The following is a 19,706-nucleotide window of genomic DNA, read 5'->3' as shown; positions in this document are numbered from 1 at the left end:
TAGTGTCGGTACAATTAAGGTATGCCATTCACTAAAGTTGTAGCTAAAGATGTCTTTGAAAACACAAATTACATTGAGAACCGCGGTGGTTCTGCCATTCGTGATGATTTTTCTGTTCACTATGAGCGTAATGGTTTTCACTCAAAAGCAAAGCTACAAAGAGATGGTGAGTGATGTTAGTGCACGCCAACTAACATCACTTACTGACCATGTTCATCAAAGCCTGTCCAATTTTTTAGAAAAACCATTTCACGCGAACCTCTCGCTCAGCCATAACATTGGCTACCATCATCTTTATCAAGCGGGCAACCTTAGCAAGGTCCAAGACTACATTCTTTATACGTTTTCAGACCATTTCACAGCTATACCTCAACTCGATGTGATCGGCTTTGGTTCTGAAGATGGTAACTATGTCGGTTTTCGTAAAGAAGCTAACAACGGCTATACCTTGATGGTACAAGACGACCGTACTAACGATCAGCTGGTCATTTACCGTGGCAGCAAGATCAGCGAAGACATTCGATCGGTGATTTCAGGTTACGACCCGAGAGTCCGCCCTTGGTACACACCCGTTGCTACGCAAAAAAAGGCTGTATGGTCGCCAATTTATGCCAATGCAGATGAACGACAAGAGATCACCTTATCTGCCCTCGCCCCTATCTATGATGACAACGAATTCAAAGCCGTCGTCGTTAGCGACATTAAGATCAATACCTTTAATGCGTTTCTCAAAGAACTCAAAGATAAAACGGATGCCTCTGTTTATATCATTGATAAGCAGCAACGCTTGGTCGCTCACTCGGGCGGAGGTAGCGTGGTCTCTTGGGGAACAGGGAAAACCAATAAGGGCCAACGCTTACTGGCATCAGAGAGTGCTAACCCGGTAATACGTGAAAGTGCTAGCTACGTAGACCAATTTCACCTAATCGATAATTTGGGCGTGCAGCGCTTTAGTTTTCGCCTAGACAACGAACGATACTTCAACCAGATCACCCCTTATGAAGATGAGCACGGCATCACTTGGTTTATTGGTATGTCGATCCCTGAAAGCAACCTACTCGGTGAATTACCTGAAAACCAAAGAAACAGTTGGTTGCTCGGGCTAGCGCTGAGTTGCATTGGTGTCATTGCTGGGTTAATTGCGTTTAATCGCGTTACCCAACCCATCACCTCAACAGCGGATGCGGCAAAGCGTCTTGCTAAAGGTGATTGGGGCACGAGCATGCCAAAGACAGGGCATATCTATGAAACCAGCATGTTGGTGGAGTCATTCAATGAAATGGCCAACAACTTAAAGGCTTCCTTTCAAGCATTACAGTCTCAGCTTACCTATGACTCACTAACCAAATTATATAGTCGAGAAGGCTTTATCGACGCTGCCAAGAAAAACTCTGCAAACGAAAAAGGCACACTTTATTTAGTGGGTATTGATCGCTTCCGAGACATCAATGACAGCCTTGGTCATTACAATGGTGACCAATTGCTTATCATTGCGGCCGCTCGTTTAAGAGGTACATTGCCATCCGATTACCTATTAGCTCGCACTGGCGGTGATGAATTCGCCATTTACGCCCCGAACGTCATCCAAAGCAAGGAAGCTCAACTACTGACTAATCGCTTGCTTCAAACCTTTGCTTCCCCATTTTCAATGGAATCAGAAAGTGTCGCCATTAAGGTATCGATGGGCGTCGTCGGTGTATCTAACGTCCACGACATTGCGCTATTGCTGCGTAGTAGTAGCATTGCTTTGAGCAACGCAAAACAAGACAAAGCCAGTGTCAGCATTTACAGCCCTGAGATGGGTAAAGCATCAAGACATCGTACTAAGATGCTAGCGCGGATGAACCGAGCGATTGAACTTCAACAGTTCGAACCCTTCTATCAACCTATTATTGATCTAGAATCCGGATCGACCATTGGGGCTGAAGCTTTAGCACGCTGGATAGCCGATGAAGGAATAGTCTCACCACTTGAATTCATTCCTCTCGCTGAAGAGAGCGGGCTGATTTACGATATCGGCAAGCAAATTCTACATAAGTCGTGTCGAGATACTGCCATCGCGATTGAGTCAGGAAAATGGAGCAAGGACTTCTCTATTCACGTTAACCTTTCGGTCGATCAACTGAGTGAAAGTGGCTTTGTTGAACAAGTAAAAGGCACGCTACGTGACACCAAGCTACCAGCAAGCAACCTAACACTAGAGATCACTGAGTCACGCATCGTCGACAATGACCCAGCCATCATCGATAACATGCTGACGCTAAAAGCATTAGGCATCTCGATTGCAATTGATGACTTTGGTACCGGCTATTCGTCACTGGCTTATTTACACAAACTGCCATTTGATTGCTTAAAGATCGATCGCAGCTTCGTCAGCAAGCTCGAAAAAGAGAACCTAGATAGCTCTATCGTTGCAGCCATCGTCAATATCACCAAGGGCTTCAAGGTAAGCATAGTCGCAGAAGGTGTAGAAACTCAGCAACAAGCGGATCTACTCAAACAGCTGAAATGCCCGCAGGCACAGGGGTTCTTATACAGCCGCCCGGTTCCTTTTGAGCAATGGCCAACCGACCTCTGCAACGTAAAACAAAGCAGTAAAGAAAGCATGATGTAAAGTAGATAGAGAATTGACTTACAGATAGACACAAAAATGCCAGCATAATGCTGGCATTTTTTATATTTCTGTTCTCAATCGAACGATTAAATCACACGAGAGAACTGCTGTTGACGAGCCTTAGCACGTAGGTATTTATCGAAACACATACAGATATTACGAATCAACAAACGGCCACGCAAAGTCACGCGGATTTCTTTGTCGTCGACTTCAACCAACTCATCGTTGATGAAGGTTTGCAGTAGCCCTAAATCTTCTTTGAAGTAACGATTAAAGTTAACCGAGAACTCAGATTCGATCATGGTTTTATCAAGCTTAAAATTACAGATAAGCTGTTTGATCACTTCACGACGTAGAAGGTCGTCACTGTCTAGAGCAACACCTTTCCAAAGCGCGTGGCGAAGGTCATTCACCTGAGCGTAATACTTCTTCAGCTCTTTCTGGTTTTGAGCGTAAGCATCACCGACCATAGAGATTGCAGAAACACCGAAGCCAATTAGGTCAGCTTCACCTTGGGTCGTGTAGCCTTGGAAGTTACGATGCAGAATACCTTCACGCTGTGCTACTGCTAGCTCGTCTTCAGGCAGAGCAAAGTGATCCATACCAATGAACTGGTAGCCCGCGCCCGTTAAAGTCTCAATGGTATCTTGGAGGATTGCCATTTTCTCTTTTGGTTCAGGTAAGTCTTCATCTTTAATCTTACGCTGCGCAGCAAACAGTTGCGGCATGTGTGCGTAGTTAAATACCGATAAACGACCCGGTTTCATTTCTAACACTTGCTTCAATGTTTCCGCGAACAAAGCTTGAGTCTGCTTTGGTAGGCCGTAGATCAAATCAAGGTTGGTTGAACGGAAGCCTAGCTCTTTCGCTCGTTTAACCATCGCAATGATGAACTCTTCATCTTGCTCACGGTTAACCAGTTTCTGCACTTCTTTATTGAAGTCTTGCACACCAATGCTCAGGCGGTTGAAGCCTTCGTTACGCAGGTGGTCAAGTACGTCTAGCTCAATCTCACGTGGGTCAACTTCAATACTGATTTCAGCGTCAGCTGTGAAGTTAAATTCCTCACGCAGAATCATCATCAAGCGAGTAATTTGTGTTTTGGTCAAGAACGTTGGCGTACCACCACCGAAGTGCAATTGCGTCACTTGACGGCCATTCAACAAAGAGGCGCGCTGGCGGATTTCATGTTCAATCACATCTAAGTACTCATCCGCTTTATGCGAGTGACGAGTAATGACTTTATTACAACCACAGTAGTAACAAAGCTTATGACAGAACGGGATATGCACGTAAAGAGAGAGTGGACGCTCAGGGTACTGAGTACACGCCATGTCGTAATCAGCGACGGTAAACGCTTCATGAAACTCCAACGCTGTTGGATATGAAGTGTAACGAGGTCCCGAATAGTTGTACTTGTTTAAGATCTCTTGATCCCAAACGATTTGCTGATTCGTTGTTACTGGCTTGCTCGACATAGCGGTAATTCCAATTTAGATCCGCGAGAACCTAAGGTCTCTCAAATCATTTTACATACATTAAAATATAGACGGGTTATTTTGCCACACGACCAGTAAGGTCGTTCCAAGACAAAATCAATTTTTCAGACAAAAACTCAGAACTGCTAGCTTGATCACTAACAAAGCGTCGGGATTAACGAGACGCAAAAGGTAAGAAGGCTCATTTAACATCGTCTATTAAAGACAAGGCGACTTAAAAACAAGATGCTTTTAGGACAAAAAGTCTTAAATGCATAGGTATTAAAAGCAGCGCGTCTAAAAACTAAATGTTAAACAAGCCTCTATATTTAAAAGTCTTAGTGACTAGATCATCTGAATGTTGATTTGGTTGTTGAGAGGCTTAACCTTCTCCTGCAACCTTTTCAAATCTTCAATGACCGCATCATTCAAGCGAGTCTCCGCCTTATGGCGTGTGAGATTCTGCTGCATGCGCTCTTTCTTCGTCAGTTCCTGCCTTCCGTCTCCGCGAGCCATATCTTTTACGATATGGTACAGCTCAGAAAGAGCAGGATACTCAGAATCAAAATCGACACGCTCATCACCCTGAACGTTATCCATAATGATACACACTCGGATACTGATCTCAGGTAAGTCACACTGGCCTTGAATACCCGCTAAGCACAGAGTATTTACGTTTTCGTAAATCGTCGCGTTACGTTTTTCAATGGCAAGTGCTTGATGCTGCTTTTGCAACTCCGTCTGCTTCTTCACTTGAAGTAGAAGGTAACCTGCGTAAGAGCCCAAGCCGAGAATGATAATTCCACCAGCAATTGCTAATAAGGTTACGTTCATTGGCTATTAACCTTTAAAGCTGTCTAAGTCGAAATCTTCGAATTGAGATAGCAAGTCTTCGTCAGAGCTTGCTTTCTTCTTAGATGCAACTGGTGCTTCTTCGAAGATCTCTTCTTCATCGTCTTCTGGCTCTAGCAGACCTAAGCGGCCCATTAGGTGTTCGATACGATCAAGTTTCTCATCAACAAACTTCTGCAGGCCAGCACCTAGGTTTTCACCATTTTCGATACGATCTAGCAATGTGTTCAGTTGAGCATCATTCTCAAGCATCTCTAACTCTTGTTCGTTAGATAGCTTGCGCTCTTGTTTGGTCGACTTCTTCGCTGGTTCAACAATCAGCGGGATTTTTTTCTTGCTGCCTAAACGAGGGTCGCGAGCTAGTGCAGCTTTACGCTGTTTTGCTTCGCTACCATCTGAGTGACGGCTGCCAGACTTAAGGCCTTTACGCTTTTTAACACGCTTACGTTCACGACCTTCAACATCAGATTCACTACGGTTACGAGTAACCATAGGTTCCGGAGCGCCAAGTGCTCCCGGTTTTCTTGATTTCTTACTACGACCCATTACTGCACTTTCCTCAGTAAAATTACATCATTTCCAAAAAATTCTAGTTCGAGCTTATCCCGCTCTGCCAAAAACTGGAATGTTTGACGACTAAAGAAGACGACATGTGTCGGGTCATTCTTGTAGTGCCAACCAGCAAACGCGTCTACGTCTATTACTAGTTTAGTCATAAGACCAATCCAGCCCTTGGGTTTAACTAAATTCAACCATTGCTGCCACACTTTGTCTGGGTGATAAAGATGCTCTATCACCTCCGTGGCAGTCATAAAGTCATACGTTTTTTCCAACACAGAAGCTTCTGGGTGGTAATAGATATCGTACAACTCCATGGTGTGTCCGGCTTCTTCTAACATAATAGATAGCGTAGGGCCTGGGCCACAACCAAAATCCAACCCGTGTGAGTTAGATGAAATTTTGTCTGTTAGTGGATCCGCGATGCGAGATAGAAAACGGCGATAGCCTGCATCACTAGGATCGTTCTCATGGAGATCATAGTGTGCTTTCTCTTCTTTTGCTTCTAACCTTTGTTCAGGTTTAACAAATACCAGTTCACATTGCTGACATTGCAGATAGGCTCTGCGTTTGTCTTCAAAATAGTGATTCACGCCTTGGTGATGGCATAAGGGACAAGTATACATAGCACATCCTTAAACAGGGATGCGAAACATACCAGAAACTGAGTTTATAGTGGAGAGGTATTGGGTGTTTTTTCATCAAATCAATAAAAAAAGCGATAGGAAAACCTATCGCTCTCTAAATCTGCCTATATCGGCCAAAATTTGCATACTCAACTTGGTACACAAATCTCCATTTGTTATTGGTGCTTTCCATGCCAAATTTGTTTGTTGTTCATCGTCCTGATGAGTTTTGGCTATCCTTTTCTAACACCTTGTTGCTGGGCAGTCCTAGCCTGATCCGTTTCTGTCTATACCGTTAGACTAGATGACCATCCGTATCTAAGTCAGCTCCTAGCTGATGGCCGTTACTTTACCGTGTTACAAAAAGACTACAAGAGTTCAAGTTCACACTTTTGTACACAAATCGATCACACATTGATAAATCAGACATCAGCGCAAAACATATTAATAAAACCAATACAAAAGAAAACGCCCCGACCATTACTGATCGGGGCGTCTCTTCAATCTCGCTCGAGCGTACATTTCTTTACTCTGGCTAAGAGCAAGAAACCGACATATTAGTGTAAACCACCAACGTACTTCGATAAGGTATCAATATCTGCGTCTGTTAACTTTTTAGCTACATCACGCATCATCGCATTCATGTCGTTATTACGGCTACCATCGCGGAATTTCTCAAGTTGAGCCTTGATGTAATCTGCGTGCTGGCCTGAAATCTTAGGGAAACCAGAAAGTTCGGTACCGTTACCACGTGGACCGTGACAAGCAATACACGCCGTTACGCCGCGTTCTGCGTTACCCGCGGTGTAAAGAACCTTACCTTCATCTACTACATTCTCAGGAGTAGAGTTACTAGAGATAGGTAGCGATGCGTAGTACGCCGCTAGGTCAGCCATATCTTCTTCAGATAAAGACATCGCCATTGCACCCATTACAGGTTCATTACGACCTTGCTTGCCACCACTGGTCATACCGAGCTTAAGCTCTTTTAACTGCTTCTCTAGGTACTTCTCATGTTGACCAGCCAGTTTAGGGTACTGCGTGATCAGACTGTTGCCGTCAGCACCGTGGCAGGCAACACATGTTTGTGATTTGGCTTTACCAGCTTCAATACTACCTTGAGCCCATACTGAGCAGCTGGCTAAAAGACTCAAAATTAGCGCTAATTTCTTCATGACATTCCATTATAATTATCAAGCTTCCAGTACCACTCTATGTTGCCACTCATGGTACAATAGGCGACCTTATGCCGAGCACGGTTATTTTACACAAATTCACAAAAAAGTAATCAATCGACTACACAAAGTCGAGATGGAGTTAACAGTGAGCGTAAAAATTCATTATCAAAACACGCATTTCATTACCAGTGCACCTGATATTCGTCATTTACCAGAAGACGAAGGGATCGAAATTGCGTTTGCAGGACGCTCCAATGCTGGTAAATCTAGCGCGCTAAATCGCGTTACAAACCAAAAAGGCTTGGCGAAAACCAGTAAAACACCCGGTCGAACTCAGCTAATTAACCTATTTAAGGTAACGGACGGTTGTCATATCGTCGATTTACCTGGATATGGCTTTGCTCAAGTCCCTCTTGAGCTGAAGAAAAAATGGCAGAAATCGCTAGGTGAATACCTACAGCGACGCGAAAGCTTGAAAGGTTTAGTGGTATTGATGGATATCCGTCACCCAATGAAAGACCTTGACCAACAAATGATCTACTGGGCTATCGATAGCCGCATCCCAGTACAAGTTTTGTTAACAAAAGCAGACAAACTGAAAAGTGGCGCTCGTAAAGCGCAACTACTGAAAATCCGTAATGATGCGAAATCTTTCGGTGGTGATGTAGCGGTTGATGTCTTCTCTTCAATGAAGGGCATCGGCGTTGATCAACTGCGAGCCAAGATGGATGAGTGGTTTGCCCCAGCTTTTGCTGACCAGATTCTTGATGAACTGGCTGACGAAGAGCACAACGACGCAGAGTAGTTCTTCTATCTATAGCTTTATCTATAATTAGAAGTTAAAGCACTTACAGCAAGTGATTTAGCCTTATTAATACCCTTCCTCATATAGGTGGGGTATTTTTTTTCCCAAAAATTAGTGAGTTAAACCTAAGTCTTGAGAATTAAAGACAAGATTAACCAGTTAGAAACGAGAGAAGTGAACCATACTAAAAGACACATCTAAATAAACAGAACAATGAGAAAGGAATACTCATGTGGAAAACACCGTTGGCCATCATTGCACTAATGCTGGTCTCATTGACAGGGTTCGCCTCTGAAGCAGAACAAGAACAAGCCCCACTGATCAATGTTGATATGACCTTGGACTTGGATGGTATGGAAAAATACGCTCAAGATGCGAGTGAGTCTCTTGAGGTGATATCGCAATCTTTGCAGGCGATCGTCAACAACCCCAACCTTAGTGAAGACCAACAACAAGCTCTGAACCAAACCGTTGAAAGCATCAACAAGCTTGCGAGCTCAACCAAGACATCACTCAATCAGCTCCCACAAGCCTTAGACCAATCTCGACTCGCCTTTAAAAAGACCAGTCAAATGCTGTTGGATGATATTCAGACCAAGATCATCATTGCGTTAGCAGCCGTTATCGCTGTCATTGTCATCGCTTTGACTGCTATCTACCTACTTATCCTAAAACCCATGCAGCAAACCTTGGTGAAAGCGACCAACAATATCTCTTCTATGGCGCAATCCATCCAAATCACCGCCGAAGCGCTGAAATACAGTACTGAGAAACAACAAGAAATCATGGATTACATTGAGCATTCACCCACTCAATACACTGATAAGTAAGGTGTAAGCGATCAATCCTTTATCGGCAACTTGTAAAATAAAAGTTATTTTAAATGATAAAACAATCAAATGAGAGACGGATTTAAATTACCAAATGCTGATCGAGTTCCAGATCTAAGGCAAATCAGGTGTTTATCACTGTGCTTGAGAAAGCGTAAGAAAAGACACTAAAAAGGGTGGGTTTACGGGAGTAATAGTAGGTTAGAAATATTTTTCTTTCGCACAAGAAAAAACGCCCCAGTCAAATACTGACTGGGGCGGCTGAATCAGCCTAATCCAATAACGTGAAACAAAAGGTCTGAAAGATAGAACATCTTACCTCTGTACCCTACAAGATTTAATGTACAACAATTGCTCAGAAATGAAAACAATTTTTGTAGTTTTTTTTCATGAATGTTTTATTAAAACACCTAAATTCTTCTTACGGCTCAACTTTATTCGAGACAAAAAAAAGCCAGTGTTTGTGCACTGGCTCATACTAATTCACTCAATAAGGTCAAAAACTGATTAGTGGGCTTGATCCCAGTTGTCACCGTGGCCTGCTTCCGCGACTAACGGTACTTCTAGATCAGCGGCTGACTCCATCAATTGTTGTACTTTACTTTCAATTTCGGCTAAAGCTGACTCTTGAACTTCAAATACCAATTCATCGTGTACTTGCATCAATAGCTTCACACGACCATCGCCTTCCGCTTGAATCCACTCATCCACTAACAACATCGCTTTCTTAATGATGTCTGCTGCCGTACCTTGCATCGGTGCATTGATCGCCGCACGTTCAGCGGCTTTACGACGCATGCCATTACGAGATTGGATTTCAGGCAGGTGCAACCGACGACCGTAAATGGTTTCAACGAAGCCTTGCTCTGAAGCAGCGCTGCGTGTGTCTTCCATGTACTGCATTACACCAGGGTAGCGTTCAAAGTAAGTGTCCATGTAGTGCTGTGCTTCACCACGAGGAATCCCCAGTTGCTTAGCCAAGCCAAAGGCACTCATGCCGTAAATAAGGCCGAAGTTAACGGCTTTAGCACGACGACGCTGTTCAGTGGTAACTTGATCAATAGCCACGCCGATAATCTCAGCAGCCGTTGCCGCGTGAATATCTTTGCCTTGTTGGAACGCTTCCAGCAGCGCTTTATCAGCCGATAGGTGCGCCATGATACGCAATTCAATTTGAGAGTAATCGACCGCTAGGATCTTCCAACCATGTTGTGCAACGAATGCTTGGCGAATACGACGACCTTCTTCATTACGAATTGGGATATTTTGTAGGTTTGGATCAGTCGAAGACAAACGACCGGTTGCCGTTACCGCTTGGTGGTAAGAAGTATGAACGCGACCCGTTTCAGCGTTGATCATCTTCGGCAGTTTATCTGTGTAAGTAGACTTCAGTTTCGCAAGGCCACGATACTCAATGATCAGCTTAGGCAACGGGTAATCAAGGGCCAGCTCTTGCAACACTTCTTCGTTAGTTGAAGGCGCACCTGATGGCGTTTTCTTGATAACCGGTAGACCCATTTTTTCAAACAGGATCGCTTGCAGCTGTTTTGGCGAGTTCATGTTGAACTCTTGCTCTGCAATCTCGTAAGCTTTCTGCTCTAACTCATCCAGACGAACCGCAATCTCTTGTGATTGAGCCCCTAAGAGCATGTCATCGATGAATACGCCAGTACGCTCAATGCGAGACATCACAGGAATCAGTGGTACTTCGATTTCTTCATAGATGGTTTTAAGCTTTTCATCTTGCTCGATGTTTTCCATCAGGCGGTTATGCAGACGTAGTGTCACGTCAGCATCTTCTGCAGCGTATGGAGACGCTTCACCCAGCTCAATCTGGTTGAAAGTAAGTTGTTTCTTACCTTTACCTGCGATTTGCTCAAATGAGATGCAGCTATGCTGTAGGAAGCGTAGCGCTAGGCTGTCCATATCGTGCTTGCCACCTACGCTATTGAAAACGTAAGACGCCAGCATAGTGTCGTGTTTGATGCCTTTCATCTCGATACCGTAGCGCGCTAGCACACTCATATCGTACTTTAGGTTTTGACCCACTTTTGCTTGAGCATCATCTTCAAGAATCGGCTTAAGCTGTTCAAGCACCCAATCACGATCCAGCTGCTGCGGTGCGTCTAGGTAATCATGAGCAACCGGCACGTAAGCGGCAACGCCTTCTTCGGTTGCGAATGACAAGCCAACGAGGTTCGCAACCATGTAATCTAAGCTGTCTGTTTCAGTGTCGAAAGCAAACAATTCAGCGGCTTTAAGCTTTTCTAGCCAAACATTGAATGACGCTTCATCTAGAATCGTTTCGTAGTTACTGCGATCAATCGTCACGGCAGACGTATTCATCTCTACAGTAGACGTTGTTGCAGAAGCGCTGCTGCGTACTGAACCAGCTCCCGTTGCTGCAGATCTTTCATCCGCCTCAACCACACCACTGCCACCTTCAAGCAGCTCGTTCAACCAAGATTTGAAAACCAGTTGGCCGTATAGTTTGATCAGCTCGTCGATATTTGGCTGTGCTTTGACGAGTGACTCTGGTGTATCTTCAAGTTCAACATCTAACTTAATTGTCGCAAGCTGGTAAGACATATCAGCATTGTCTTTATTATCAGCCAGCTTCTTAGCCATGGTTTTCGAACCACGGAAACCAAGCGCCGCAATATCATCAAGATTTTGATACAACTTTTCGATACTACCGATACCTTGCAGCAATGCCGTCGCAGTCTTATCGCCAACACCTGGAATGCCCGGAATGTTATCCACTTTATCGCCCATCAACGCGAGATAATCGATAATAAGCTCAGGCGGAATACCAAACTTCTCAATAACACCTTCACGATCCATTACCACGTTGGTCATGGTGTTGATTAGGGTAACGTTGTCATCGACCAACTGCGCCATATCTTTATCACCGGTACTGATAAGCACAGGCATACCCATCGCAGAAGCTTGAGAAGCCAACGTACCAATCACGTCATCTGCTTCAACGCCAGGAATAGAGATAAGTGGCAAACCCATCGCACGAATCACGTTGTGCAATGGTTCTATCTGGCAACGAAGATCGTCAGGCATCGGTGGGCGGTTTGCTTTGTACTCTGGGTACATATCATCACGGAACGTTTTCCCTTTCGCATCAAAAATAACCGCAATACGATCAGAAGCAAATTGACGCATCATGCTGCGTAGCATGTTAACCACACCATAAACAGCATTCGTTGGGATATCACCATTGCTCATGGTGCCAGGGTAAGCATGGAACGCGCGATATAGGTAAGAAGAGCCATCGATCAGAATCAATGGATTATCAGGAATACGAGCCATAATGTTTGTGAATCCAGTAAGTACAGAAATTATCTGTTAAGAATGCCACGTCTGTTGGTTGGATTCTACGTTGTCGATCTGTATCCGTTCACTCGGTTGTGTTCGTAATAATCGATTTGTTGTTATTTTTTGTTCTTAGACACAAGCGCTCTGTGGATAACTCTGTTTATATTATTTACCCACCCTGTTGAGAACTAAGGTAAACCACCAAAAAAACGCAAATAAACTATTGAAAATAAAGGATAAAATTACAGATCGAACATATGATCAACGATCTTTTCTCGATCTTGCATTGTGGAAAAGAATGCTGATGGCGTTTTATTCATAAAAAAACGTGCCACTAAATATGCATCTTGTTGAAATGGAGGTATAAAAAAAGCGACACCCGAAGATGTCGCCTAGCAAAAACCGGTAAAGCCATTCAAATTGAATACCACAGCTTTACCTAAAAGCTATAAATTACACTGGAAGCAATGTGAGCAATGTCGTGTCAAAAAGAACTTAGTACAAGTTCGCGAGAATTCTGTTGGGTAACCAAGTAAATACTTGAGTACTTAACATCCTTGTGAACATTTCCTCATTCCCTAAGACGAAGTTAATAATAATGATTCTCATTTAATAGTCAACACTTAAATGATAATAAATCTCATTTAATTTATAAACCGTTAGCCACAGTGCTCAAATTTGCTTCAGAAAATGAATTCTATGGGCATTAATGTCTTCTTTTTCTTCTAATTTTTCGATTAGGTAACCGTTTTTCAATAACAGACGCAGCATCGCGGGAAACAGGTTACGAGATTTCACTTTCAGCTGTTGGTAGCCCTGTTGCTTCACCCACTGTTCGTGAATATCTAATTGCGCCTGTGCAACGCCTTTATTCCTTGCGATCGGTAACACGCCCCCAAACCAGCTGTAAAACGTGTTTTCATCCAATTCATAACCGATCTTAAAACCCAGTAACACACCCGCCTCTTCAGCAACGAGGATCAGGCTTGTTTTACCCGCTAGTCGCTCCGATAAAGACGCTACACTCTCTTTTCTGGCGAACTCGGCAATCTGTTCAACAACAGAAACAACCTCTTCTAATGAGCCTTCACGCACAATGACAGACATCTTGTTTCATCCTCATAAAACAAAAGGGCTGGCACAACGGCCAACCCTTTGGTGATCATATGGTTTGCTTGATCGTACTTACTTGCCTTGCAAGTGCTCAGCAGCTTGTGCGTTATCTTCAGCAAGCCACTCTGCGACATCTTTAGCGAAATACGTCAGGATGCCATCTGCGCCAGCACGCTTAAAGCACAACAGTGATTCCATTACGGTTTCGCGCTCTTTCAGCCAGCCGTTTTGAATCGCCGCTTTATGCATCGCGTACTCACCAGATACTTGGTAAGCAAACGTAGGCGCTTGCAGTTCGTGCTTAACACGACGAACAATATCAAGGTAAGGCATGCCGGGTTTCACCATCACCATGTCCGCACCTTCATTAAGATCCATCGCGACTTCATGAATCGCTTCATCGCTGTTGGCTGGATCCATCTGGTAGTTCTTCTTGTTACCGCCTTTCAGGTTCGAAGCACTGCCAACTGCATCACGGAATGGGCCGTAGTAGCACGATGCATATTTTGCAGAGTACGCCATGATTTGAGTATGAATGTAGCCAGCTTCTTCTAACGCTTCACGGATTTTACCAATACGGCCATCCATCATATCCGACGGTGCAACCACATCAGCACCCGCTTCAGCATGAGACAGAGCCTGCTTGATTAAGACTTCAGTCGTCTCGTCATTCATCACGTAACCATCTTCATCGATGATGCCGTCTTGACCGTGAGTAGTGAACGGATCCAGTGCTACGTCAGTAATCACACCCATATTTGGCACGTGCTCTTTGAGTAAGCGTACTGCTCGTTGTACCAAACCTTCAGAGTTATGAGCTTCAGCCGCGCATAAACTTTTAGCATCTTGGTTCACTACCGGAAACAGAGCAATTGCAGGAACACCCAATTTTGACAGGTAATCCGCTTCCTCAAGCATAAGATCGATAGACAGGCGTTCAACGCCTGGCATTGACTCTACAGGCTCACGACGCTCTTTACCCATAAGAATAAACATTGGGTAGATTAGATCATCCACAGACAATTGATTTTCTGCCATTAGGCGACGGCTAAAGTCGTGCTTACGCATACGGCGCATACGGCGACCTGGGAATTGACCTTGAATTGAAACAGACACTAGATTCTCCTTGCCTAGTCTAAGCACCGAAATGCTTAGATATGAAAAGTGCAAAATACAGGCAAAAGCATATCACTGATGGCTCAGGACGCTAACAGTAAAATATAAAACCCACTCAAAAACAGGGATAAATGGCAAAAAATGACCTTCTCCTCACACTGCCGTATACTCATGACAACTCAGAAAAGACCGCTTTCAGGACACAATAATGATCGACACCCACGCCCATATTTACGCGAGCGAATTCGATGAAGACCGCGAACAAGTCGTGCAACGCGCGCTTGCTCAAGGCATTGATACGATTCTACTGCCTAACATCGATTTAGAATCTATCGAGCCAATGCTCGCGACGGAAGCTCAGTTTCCGGAGGTATGTCGTTCAATGATGGGCTTACATCCTTGTTATGTGGATGCAAATATCGAACAGACCCTGAAAACCATTCGAGCTTGGTTCGATAAGCATGACTTTATCGCCGTGGGTGAGATAGGTATCGACCTGTACTGGGATAAAACCTTTAAAGCAGAACAAGAGATGGCGTTTGTGACTCAGCTGCAGTGGGCAAAAGAGCTCAATCTACCTGTGGTGATCCACACGCGAGATTCCATTGAAGAAACACTCACCCTACTTCGCAAAGAACAAGATGGAAGCTTACGCGGCGTATTCCACTGCTTTGGCAGCAGCTTAGAGGAAGCTCAAGCGATCAACGAGCTAGGCTTTCATTTAGGTTTAGGCGGCGTATCGACCTTTAAGAACTCGGGGATGGATAAGGTAATCCCACATCTTGATATGAATTACGTCATCCTAGAGACAGATTGCCCGTATTTGGCACCAACACCGAATCGCGGTAAACGCAACGAGCCCGCGTACACCGAACTGGTGGCAAAACGCGTCGCTGAATTACGCGGAATTACCCTTGAAGAAGTCGAAAACATAACCACCATCAATGCTAAATCATTATTTAATCTATGATGAATCTATTAATAAGTAAATATTACGGATTTACCCTCAATTTATTTGAGAAAACAATGTGATATGTATACTATCAACCGCCTGCATATGGAGGTAGTTGATTATGTGTGACCATTCACAACACTTACAACGTCAACATCGAACTCTATGGCATAAAATTTGGGGCATCAAAGAGCTCTATATATGCCAAAACTGTGGTTATCAGTTAAAGATTCGATAAACAGACATAATAAAAAAGCGGCCTAGGGCCGCTTTTTTATTATGTGATTTTTACTGAAGAACTCTAACGATCATGCTCATCCGTAATGACTACTGCTTTAGCATCTGCGAATTAAGACTCCGCTTCTTCCTCTTCATCCGCATCTGGTTTACGCACATAGAAACGCGCGAAGAACAGGCCAATCTCAAACAGAATACACATTGGAATCGCCAACAGTGTCTGCGAAATCATATCAGGCGGCGTTAGCATCATGCCGACAATAAACGCACCGACAACAATGTAAGGACGCTTTTCTGCCAGTTCTTTAGGTGTCGTTGCACCCGTCCAACATAGCAAGATAATGGCGACTGGTACTTCAAAAGCGATACCAAAGGCAAAGAACAGCGCGAGTACAAAATCAAGATAACTCGATATGTCGGTTGCGAACTCTACTCCCCCTAATGATATAGCGGTAAAAAAGCCAAATACCAACGGGAATACAATGAAGTAAGCGAACGCCACACCACAGTAAAACAGCAATGAGCTTGAAGCCAATAACGGCATGATCAAGCGCTTCTCATGCTTGTATAAGCCCGGAGCGACAAAAGCCCACACCTGATACAAAATAAACGGAACCGCGAGGAATATAGACGCGATCAAGGTCAGTTTTAAGGGTGTGAAAAATGGTGACGCTACATCTGTTGCGATCATCGTCGCGCCTTCAGGTAAGCGATCTACCAAAGGTGCAGAGACGAACTCATAAATATCATTAGCGAAATAAATTAGCCCAACAAACACCACCAAAACCGCAACAATCGCGCGCAATAGGCGATTACGCAGTTCTAGAAGATGGCTAATTAAAGGCTGTGTCTGCTCAGTCGAAGACATGTCAAACCTCTTAAACAGGAAGATCGAAAAGGAGCCGCGCACCTATCTATCCAGTTGAATTGGTATCCACTTGAATAGATATCTACTTAAATAGCTATCGACTTAAACATCTAGCGACTCAAGTATCTGGCGACTCCTCCTTGCGAGACTATTCGGCTTTCTTATCTGACGGTGCTGAAGCTTCACTGTTGACCTGAATGGTTTCAGATTCCACAGTTTCCGTGACACTAGGTTCAGTCTCACTCGGCTTATCAGACTCAGGCTTGGCATACGGGCGTTGAACTTGAGCAGCGGCCTGCTTAAGTTCATCAACTGATGCTTTTAGGTCTGGAGATAAATCTTCCATACCCATTTTTTCCGCCTTGCGTAGGTTTTCTTGCAGCTCTTGCACCTTAAGCTCGTGAGAAAGTTCATCTTTCACACTGTTTGCCATGCTTTTCGCTTGTCCAACAAACTTGGAAATACTGCGAATCGCCACAGGCAAACGCTCAGGTCCTAAAACGACTAACCCAACGACAGATATTAATACCAGTTCCCAAAAACCGATATCAAACACGATTTACGCCTGCTCTTTGTCTTTCTTTGTTTCAGCAGTCGTTTCAGCGCTAGCTTCTTTCTTCTGCTGTTCAATGTTCTTTGGTTCAAAGTCTGCGTCTTTCTTATCTGCAGGCTTGTCTTCATCGCTCATTGCTTTTTTGAAGCCTTTCACCGCTGAACCTAAGTCACCGCCCATGCCGCGCAGTTTCTTCGTTCCGAAAAGTAAAATTACAATCACAGCAATGATTAGAAGTTGCCAAATACTGATACCACCCATTGTCATTGTCCTCGGGTCTGTCTACACATAAAAAATATTAAGGGAGTCTACTGTCTAACGACGGTAAGCTCGCCAACTTAGCAGCCAAAATGTGACACCTGCGATGCCACAGCCCATAGATAGCTGCTCATAAGGGCTTGAAACTAATATTGCGGAGCATACGACTAAAGTAGCTCCAACGCCAAACAAAAACTTTCCTGTTGCTTGCTGGCGCTTACTATCTCGGTAACCTTGATAAAGCTGATCCATTCTGTGGTTCATGGCTTTACCTTGGCGCAAGCTGTCATAAAGTAGCTCTGGCAGCTCTGGCAGTTTTTCTGCCCAGAATGGCGCACGCTCTTTTACTGCGTTAATCACAGCTTGAGGCCCCACCTGATTCATCATCCAGGTTTCAAGGAAAGGCTTCGCCGTTGCCCACAAATCAAGTTGCGGATACAGCTGACGGCCTAGGCCTTCGACATACAACAAGGTCTTCTGAAGAAGCACCAACTGAGGTTGAACCTCCATGTTGAAACGTCTTGCTGTATTAAATAAGTTTAGCAACACATGGCCAAATGAGATCTCGCCAAGTGGTTTTGCAAAAATTGGCTCACACACCATGCGAATCGCGAACTCGAAATCGTTAACGTTGGTGTCGTGTGGCACCCAACCTGAATCCACGTGCAGCTCTGCGACCTTACGGTAATCTCGATTGAAGAAGGCCAGCAGGTTCTCTGCTAAATAACGCTTATCTTCGCTGTTGAGCGTGCCAACAATGCCACAATCCAAGCCAATCCACTGAGGGTTGTCTGGATTTTCTGGATTAACGAATACGTTACCTGGGTGCATGTCGGCATGGAAAAAACTGTCGCGGAACACTTGGGTGAAGAATACCGTCACACCACGTTCAGCCAGCAATTTCATGTTGGTGCCGTTGGCGTTTAGAGTTTCAATATCGGAAACCTGAATACCATAGATTCGCTCTGACACCATCAGGGTTTCACTGCTTAAATCAGGGATAACCTCTGGGACATACAGCTCTTCGCTGCCTTCAAAATTACGTCGCAACTGAATGGCATTGGCTGCCTCTCGGCGCAGGTCTAGTTCATCAATTAACGTTTTTTCGTACTCGTGAACGACCTCAACCGGTTTCAAACGACGTGCTTCAGGAAGAGACTTAGCGACTATACGCGCCATTCGGTGCATCAGTTTTAGATCTGCATCAATCACCGGGCGAATATCAGGTCGAATTACCTTCAGAACAATCTCGCGGCCGCTCTCTTTTAGCTTTGCCGTATGCACCTGAGCGATAGAAGCCGAGGCCAGTGGCTCGATATCAAAGTCGGTAAACCAGTTATCTAAACTACCACCCAGTGCCTTTTCCATATCTTGCTTGGCCAATGCGCCATCAAATGGAGCGACTTGGTCTTGCAATAAAGCCAATTGATCAGCGATATGAGGAGGGAACAGATCACGACGTGTCGACATCATTTGACCAAACTTGATCCACACTGGCCCAAGTTCTTGCAGCGCAAGGCGTAAGCGATGACCCAACTCTTTATCTTGATGCTTGTTCTTAAGCCAAAACAGTGACTTTCGCGCCAGCAAAGGAGCTTTAGTCAAATGGTGCTCAGGCATCAATTCATCAAGGCCGTACTCTAACTGTACCTTGATAATATGATAAAGACGTTTCAGTTCTGTTGGGGTCATATTTTCTCCAACAGAGCGTTCAACTTAACTTCAAGGCGAGCTACCGAGCTTTTTACGTCATCAACCTGATCGCAAAAATGCACTACTTCTAACGGAGCCGGTGCAATCTTCCACTCTTCTGTCAGAATCTGAGCAACATGGTTTTGATGCTTAGTTGCTTGCTTCGCCACAAAACCACCGACGTTTTTAACGCCTTGTACCACGGTATGCGCAACCACATCGCCCGTTACGCGCGATAGCCACTCTTCTAAGTCCGGCTTGCAGTCTGTCATCAGCTGAGCAAATTTCTGAGCCAGTTGAATATCACCCTCTAAGATCAGCTTATCTTGCTTGATCAGCTTGGTGATGTTCGATTGCTCACGCAGTTCAGGCAGTACCGATAGGTTCAAAGATAGGTAGCAATCAGGCTGCCCTTCGTATTCCGACAACACATCGATCTGTTGGCTGAAAACGAAAGTGAGTGTTTTATTCAACTCTTTCAAATTAACTTGAATGATCTGCCCCTTTAAACGAGACAAACGACGAACCAAGGCTGGATCATCGTTCACGAAAGTATTTAAAGAGGTTTCAATAACCGCGGTTACCAATGGATCAAATGGCATGACTGTCCTTACCTTTGAAAACGGATAAGCCTTAACCTATCCGTTCT

The 19,706-nt window shown here is 44.4% G+C and carries 18 protein-coding genes; 4 read left to right on the top strand and 14 right to left on the bottom strand.

What is annotated here, in order from left to right:
* Positions 1-49 precede the first annotated feature (49 nt).
* Entirely contained in the window at positions 50-2,614 is a 2,565-nt protein-coding gene (gene gepA, locus AC3CIA_RS00465; protein ID WP_488518328.1) for a phosphodiesterase GepA, read from the top strand.
* 86 nt (positions 2,615-2,700) lie between these two features.
* On the opposite strand, the gene hemN is transcribed toward gepA, so the two are convergent.
* The 5 genes from hemN to AC3CIA_RS00440 form a co-directional block, all read right to left on the bottom strand.
* The gene (gene hemN / locus AC3CIA_RS00460) at positions 2,701-4,092 is read right to left on the bottom strand and encodes an oxygen-independent coproporphyrinogen III oxidase (protein ID WP_017095620.1); all 1,392 of its coding nucleotides are present in this window, start codon (positions 4,090-4,092) and stop codon (positions 2,701-2,703) included.
* Between the two features lie 345 nt (positions 4,093-4,437).
* Positions 4,438-4,926, bottom strand: a complete 489-nt coding sequence (locus tag AC3CIA_RS00455) for a DUF2489 domain-containing protein (protein WP_017079341.1) — start codon at positions 4,924-4,926, stop codon at positions 4,438-4,440.
* A 6-nt stretch (positions 4,927-4,932) separates the two neighbouring features.
* On the bottom strand, positions 4,933-5,490 hold the full coding sequence (gene yihI, locus AC3CIA_RS00450; RefSeq protein WP_004735577.1) for a Der GTPase-activating protein YihI: 558 nt from the start codon (positions 5,488-5,490) through the stop codon (positions 4,933-4,935).
* Complete coding sequence (locus AC3CIA_RS00445) at positions 5,490-6,128, bottom strand: class I SAM-dependent methyltransferase (RefSeq protein WP_004735576.1); 639 nt, start codon at positions 6,126-6,128, stop codon at positions 5,490-5,492. Before AC3CIA_RS00445 ends, yihI begins: the two co-directional genes overlap by 1 nt.
* A gap of 557 nt (positions 6,129-6,685) precedes the next feature.
* Complete coding sequence (locus tag AC3CIA_RS00440; RefSeq protein ID WP_004735574.1) at positions 6,686-7,303, bottom strand: c-type cytochrome; 618 nt, start codon at positions 7,301-7,303, stop codon at positions 6,686-6,688.
* 148 nt (positions 7,304-7,451) lie between these two features.
* Between AC3CIA_RS00440 and yihA the strand changes: the two genes are divergently transcribed.
* Together yihA and AC3CIA_RS00430 are read left to right on the top strand one after the other, a co-directional pair.
* Positions 7,452-8,111 carry a ribosome biogenesis GTP-binding protein YihA/YsxC gene (gene yihA, locus AC3CIA_RS00435; protein WP_054547998.1) on the top strand — a complete coding sequence of 220 codons (660 nt, stop codon included), beginning with the start codon at positions 7,452-7,454 and terminating at the stop codon, positions 8,109-8,111.
* A gap of 230 nt (positions 8,112-8,341) precedes the next feature.
* Positions 8,342-8,941, top strand: a complete 600-nt coding sequence (locus tag AC3CIA_RS00430; protein WP_017081700.1) for a hypothetical protein — start codon at positions 8,342-8,344, stop codon at positions 8,939-8,941.
* A gap of 266 nt (positions 8,942-9,207) precedes the next feature.
* Here AC3CIA_RS00430 and spfP read toward each other — a convergent pair whose 3' ends face one another.
* From spfP to hemB, 4 genes are all read right to left on the bottom strand, one after another.
* Positions 9,208-9,255, bottom strand: coding sequence for a small protein SpfP (gene spfP, locus AC3CIA_RS00425; RefSeq protein ID WP_438356636.1), 48 nt, complete (start codon positions 9,253-9,255; stop codon positions 9,208-9,210).
* Positions 9,256-9,448: 193 nt separating this feature from the next.
* Positions 9,449-12,262, bottom strand: coding sequence for a DNA polymerase I (gene polA / locus AC3CIA_RS00420; protein ID WP_488518327.1), 2,814 nt, complete (start codon positions 12,260-12,262; stop codon positions 9,449-9,451).
* Positions 12,263-12,940: 678 nt separating this feature from the next.
* The gene (locus AC3CIA_RS00415; RefSeq protein ID WP_488518326.1) at positions 12,941-13,375 is read right to left on the bottom strand and encodes a GNAT family N-acetyltransferase; all 435 of its coding nucleotides are present in this window, start codon (positions 13,373-13,375) and stop codon (positions 12,941-12,943) included.
* A gap of 78 nt (positions 13,376-13,453) precedes the next feature.
* Positions 13,454-14,497, bottom strand: coding sequence for a porphobilinogen synthase (gene hemB / locus AC3CIA_RS00410; RefSeq protein WP_004735569.1), 1,044 nt, complete (start codon positions 14,495-14,497; stop codon positions 13,454-13,456).
* 208 nt (positions 14,498-14,705) lie between these two features.
* Here hemB and AC3CIA_RS00405 point away from each other — a divergent pair, with 208 nt between their 5' ends.
* Positions 14,706-15,467, top strand: a complete 762-nt coding sequence (locus AC3CIA_RS00405) for a TatD family hydrolase (protein WP_054548002.1) — start codon at positions 14,706-14,708, stop codon at positions 15,465-15,467.
* A 331-nt stretch (positions 15,468-15,798) separates the two neighbouring features.
* Here the strand turns inward: AC3CIA_RS00405 and tatC are convergent, their stop codons facing one another.
* From tatC to AC3CIA_RS00380, 5 genes are all read right to left on the bottom strand, one after another.
* Positions 15,799-16,554, bottom strand: coding sequence for a twin-arginine translocase subunit TatC (gene tatC, locus AC3CIA_RS00400; protein ID WP_004735567.1), 756 nt, complete (start codon positions 16,552-16,554; stop codon positions 15,799-15,801).
* Positions 16,555-16,702: 148 nt separating this feature from the next.
* Positions 16,703-17,110: a Sec-independent protein translocase protein TatB gene (tatB, locus tag AC3CIA_RS00395; protein ID WP_004735566.1), complete on the bottom strand. Its 408-nt coding sequence runs from the start codon at positions 17,108-17,110 to the stop codon at positions 16,703-16,705.
* Between the two features lie 3 nt (positions 17,111-17,113).
* Positions 17,114-17,368: a Sec-independent protein translocase subunit TatA gene (gene tatA / locus AC3CIA_RS00390; protein ID WP_004735565.1), complete on the bottom strand. Its 255-nt coding sequence runs from the start codon at positions 17,366-17,368 to the stop codon at positions 17,114-17,116.
* A 54-nt stretch (positions 17,369-17,422) separates the two neighbouring features.
* Positions 17,423-19,057 (bottom strand): ubiquinone biosynthesis regulatory protein kinase UbiB, encoded by a 1,635-nt coding sequence (gene ubiB, locus AC3CIA_RS00385; RefSeq protein ID WP_017079346.1) that lies wholly within the window; start codon positions 19,055-19,057, stop codon positions 17,423-17,425.
* On the bottom strand, positions 19,054-19,659 hold the full coding sequence (locus AC3CIA_RS00380; protein ID WP_488518325.1) for a ubiquinone biosynthesis accessory factor UbiJ: 606 nt from the start codon (positions 19,657-19,659) through the stop codon (positions 19,054-19,056). Before AC3CIA_RS00380 ends, ubiB begins: the two co-directional genes overlap by 4 nt.
* Positions 19,660-19,706: the final 47 nt, after the last annotated feature.

The sequence above is a fragment of the Vibrio sp. QJM3NY_27 genome (assembly GCF_057785955.1).
This window is presented reverse-complemented; position numbering and strand designations above follow the sequence as displayed.

Bases quoted from the DNA above. Each gene is read 5' to 3' on its own strand.
- gepA (WP_488518328.1), top strand. From the start codon at position 50: ATGTCTTTGAAAACACAAATTACATTGAGAACCGCGGTGGTTCTGCCA.
- hemN (WP_017095620.1), bottom strand. From the start codon at position 4,092: ATGTCGAGCAAGCCAGTAACAACGAATCAGCAAATCGTTTGGGATCAA.
- AC3CIA_RS00455 (WP_017079341.1), bottom strand. From the start codon at position 4,926: ATGAACGTAACCTTATTAGCAATTGCTGGTGGAATTATCATTCTCGGC.
- yihI (WP_004735577.1), bottom strand. From the start codon at position 5,490: ATGGGTCGTAGTAAGAAATCAAGAAAACCGGGAGCACTTGGCGCTCCG.
- AC3CIA_RS00445 (WP_004735576.1), bottom strand. From the start codon at position 6,128: ATGTATACTTGTCCCTTATGCCATCACCAAGGCGTGAATCACTATTTT.
- AC3CIA_RS00440 (WP_004735574.1), bottom strand. From the start codon at position 7,303: ATGAAGAAATTAGCGCTAATTTTGAGTCTTTTAGCCAGCTGCTCAGTA.
- AC3CIA_RS00430 (WP_017081700.1), top strand. From the start codon at position 8,342: ATGTGGAAAACACCGTTGGCCATCATTGCACTAATGCTGGTCTCATTG.
- polA (WP_488518327.1), bottom strand. From the start codon at position 12,262: ATGGCTCGTATTCCTGATAATCCATTGATTCTGATCGATGGCTCTTCT.
- AC3CIA_RS00415 (WP_488518326.1), bottom strand. From the start codon at position 13,375: ATGTCTGTCATTGTGCGTGAAGGCTCATTAGAAGAGGTTGTTTCTGTT.
- AC3CIA_RS00405 (WP_054548002.1), top strand. From the start codon at position 14,706: ATGATCGACACCCACGCCCATATTTACGCGAGCGAATTCGATGAAGAC.
- tatC (WP_004735567.1), bottom strand. From the start codon at position 16,554: ATGTCTTCGACTGAGCAGACACAGCCTTTAATTAGCCATCTTCTAGAA.
- tatA (WP_004735565.1), bottom strand. From the start codon at position 17,368: ATGGGTGGTATCAGTATTTGGCAACTTCTAATCATTGCTGTGATTGTA.
- ubiB (WP_017079346.1), bottom strand. From the start codon at position 19,057: ATGACCCCAACAGAACTGAAACGTCTTTATCATATTATCAAGGTACAG.
- AC3CIA_RS00380 (WP_488518325.1), bottom strand. From the start codon at position 19,659: ATGCCATTTGATCCATTGGTAACCGCGGTTATTGAAACCTCTTTAAAT.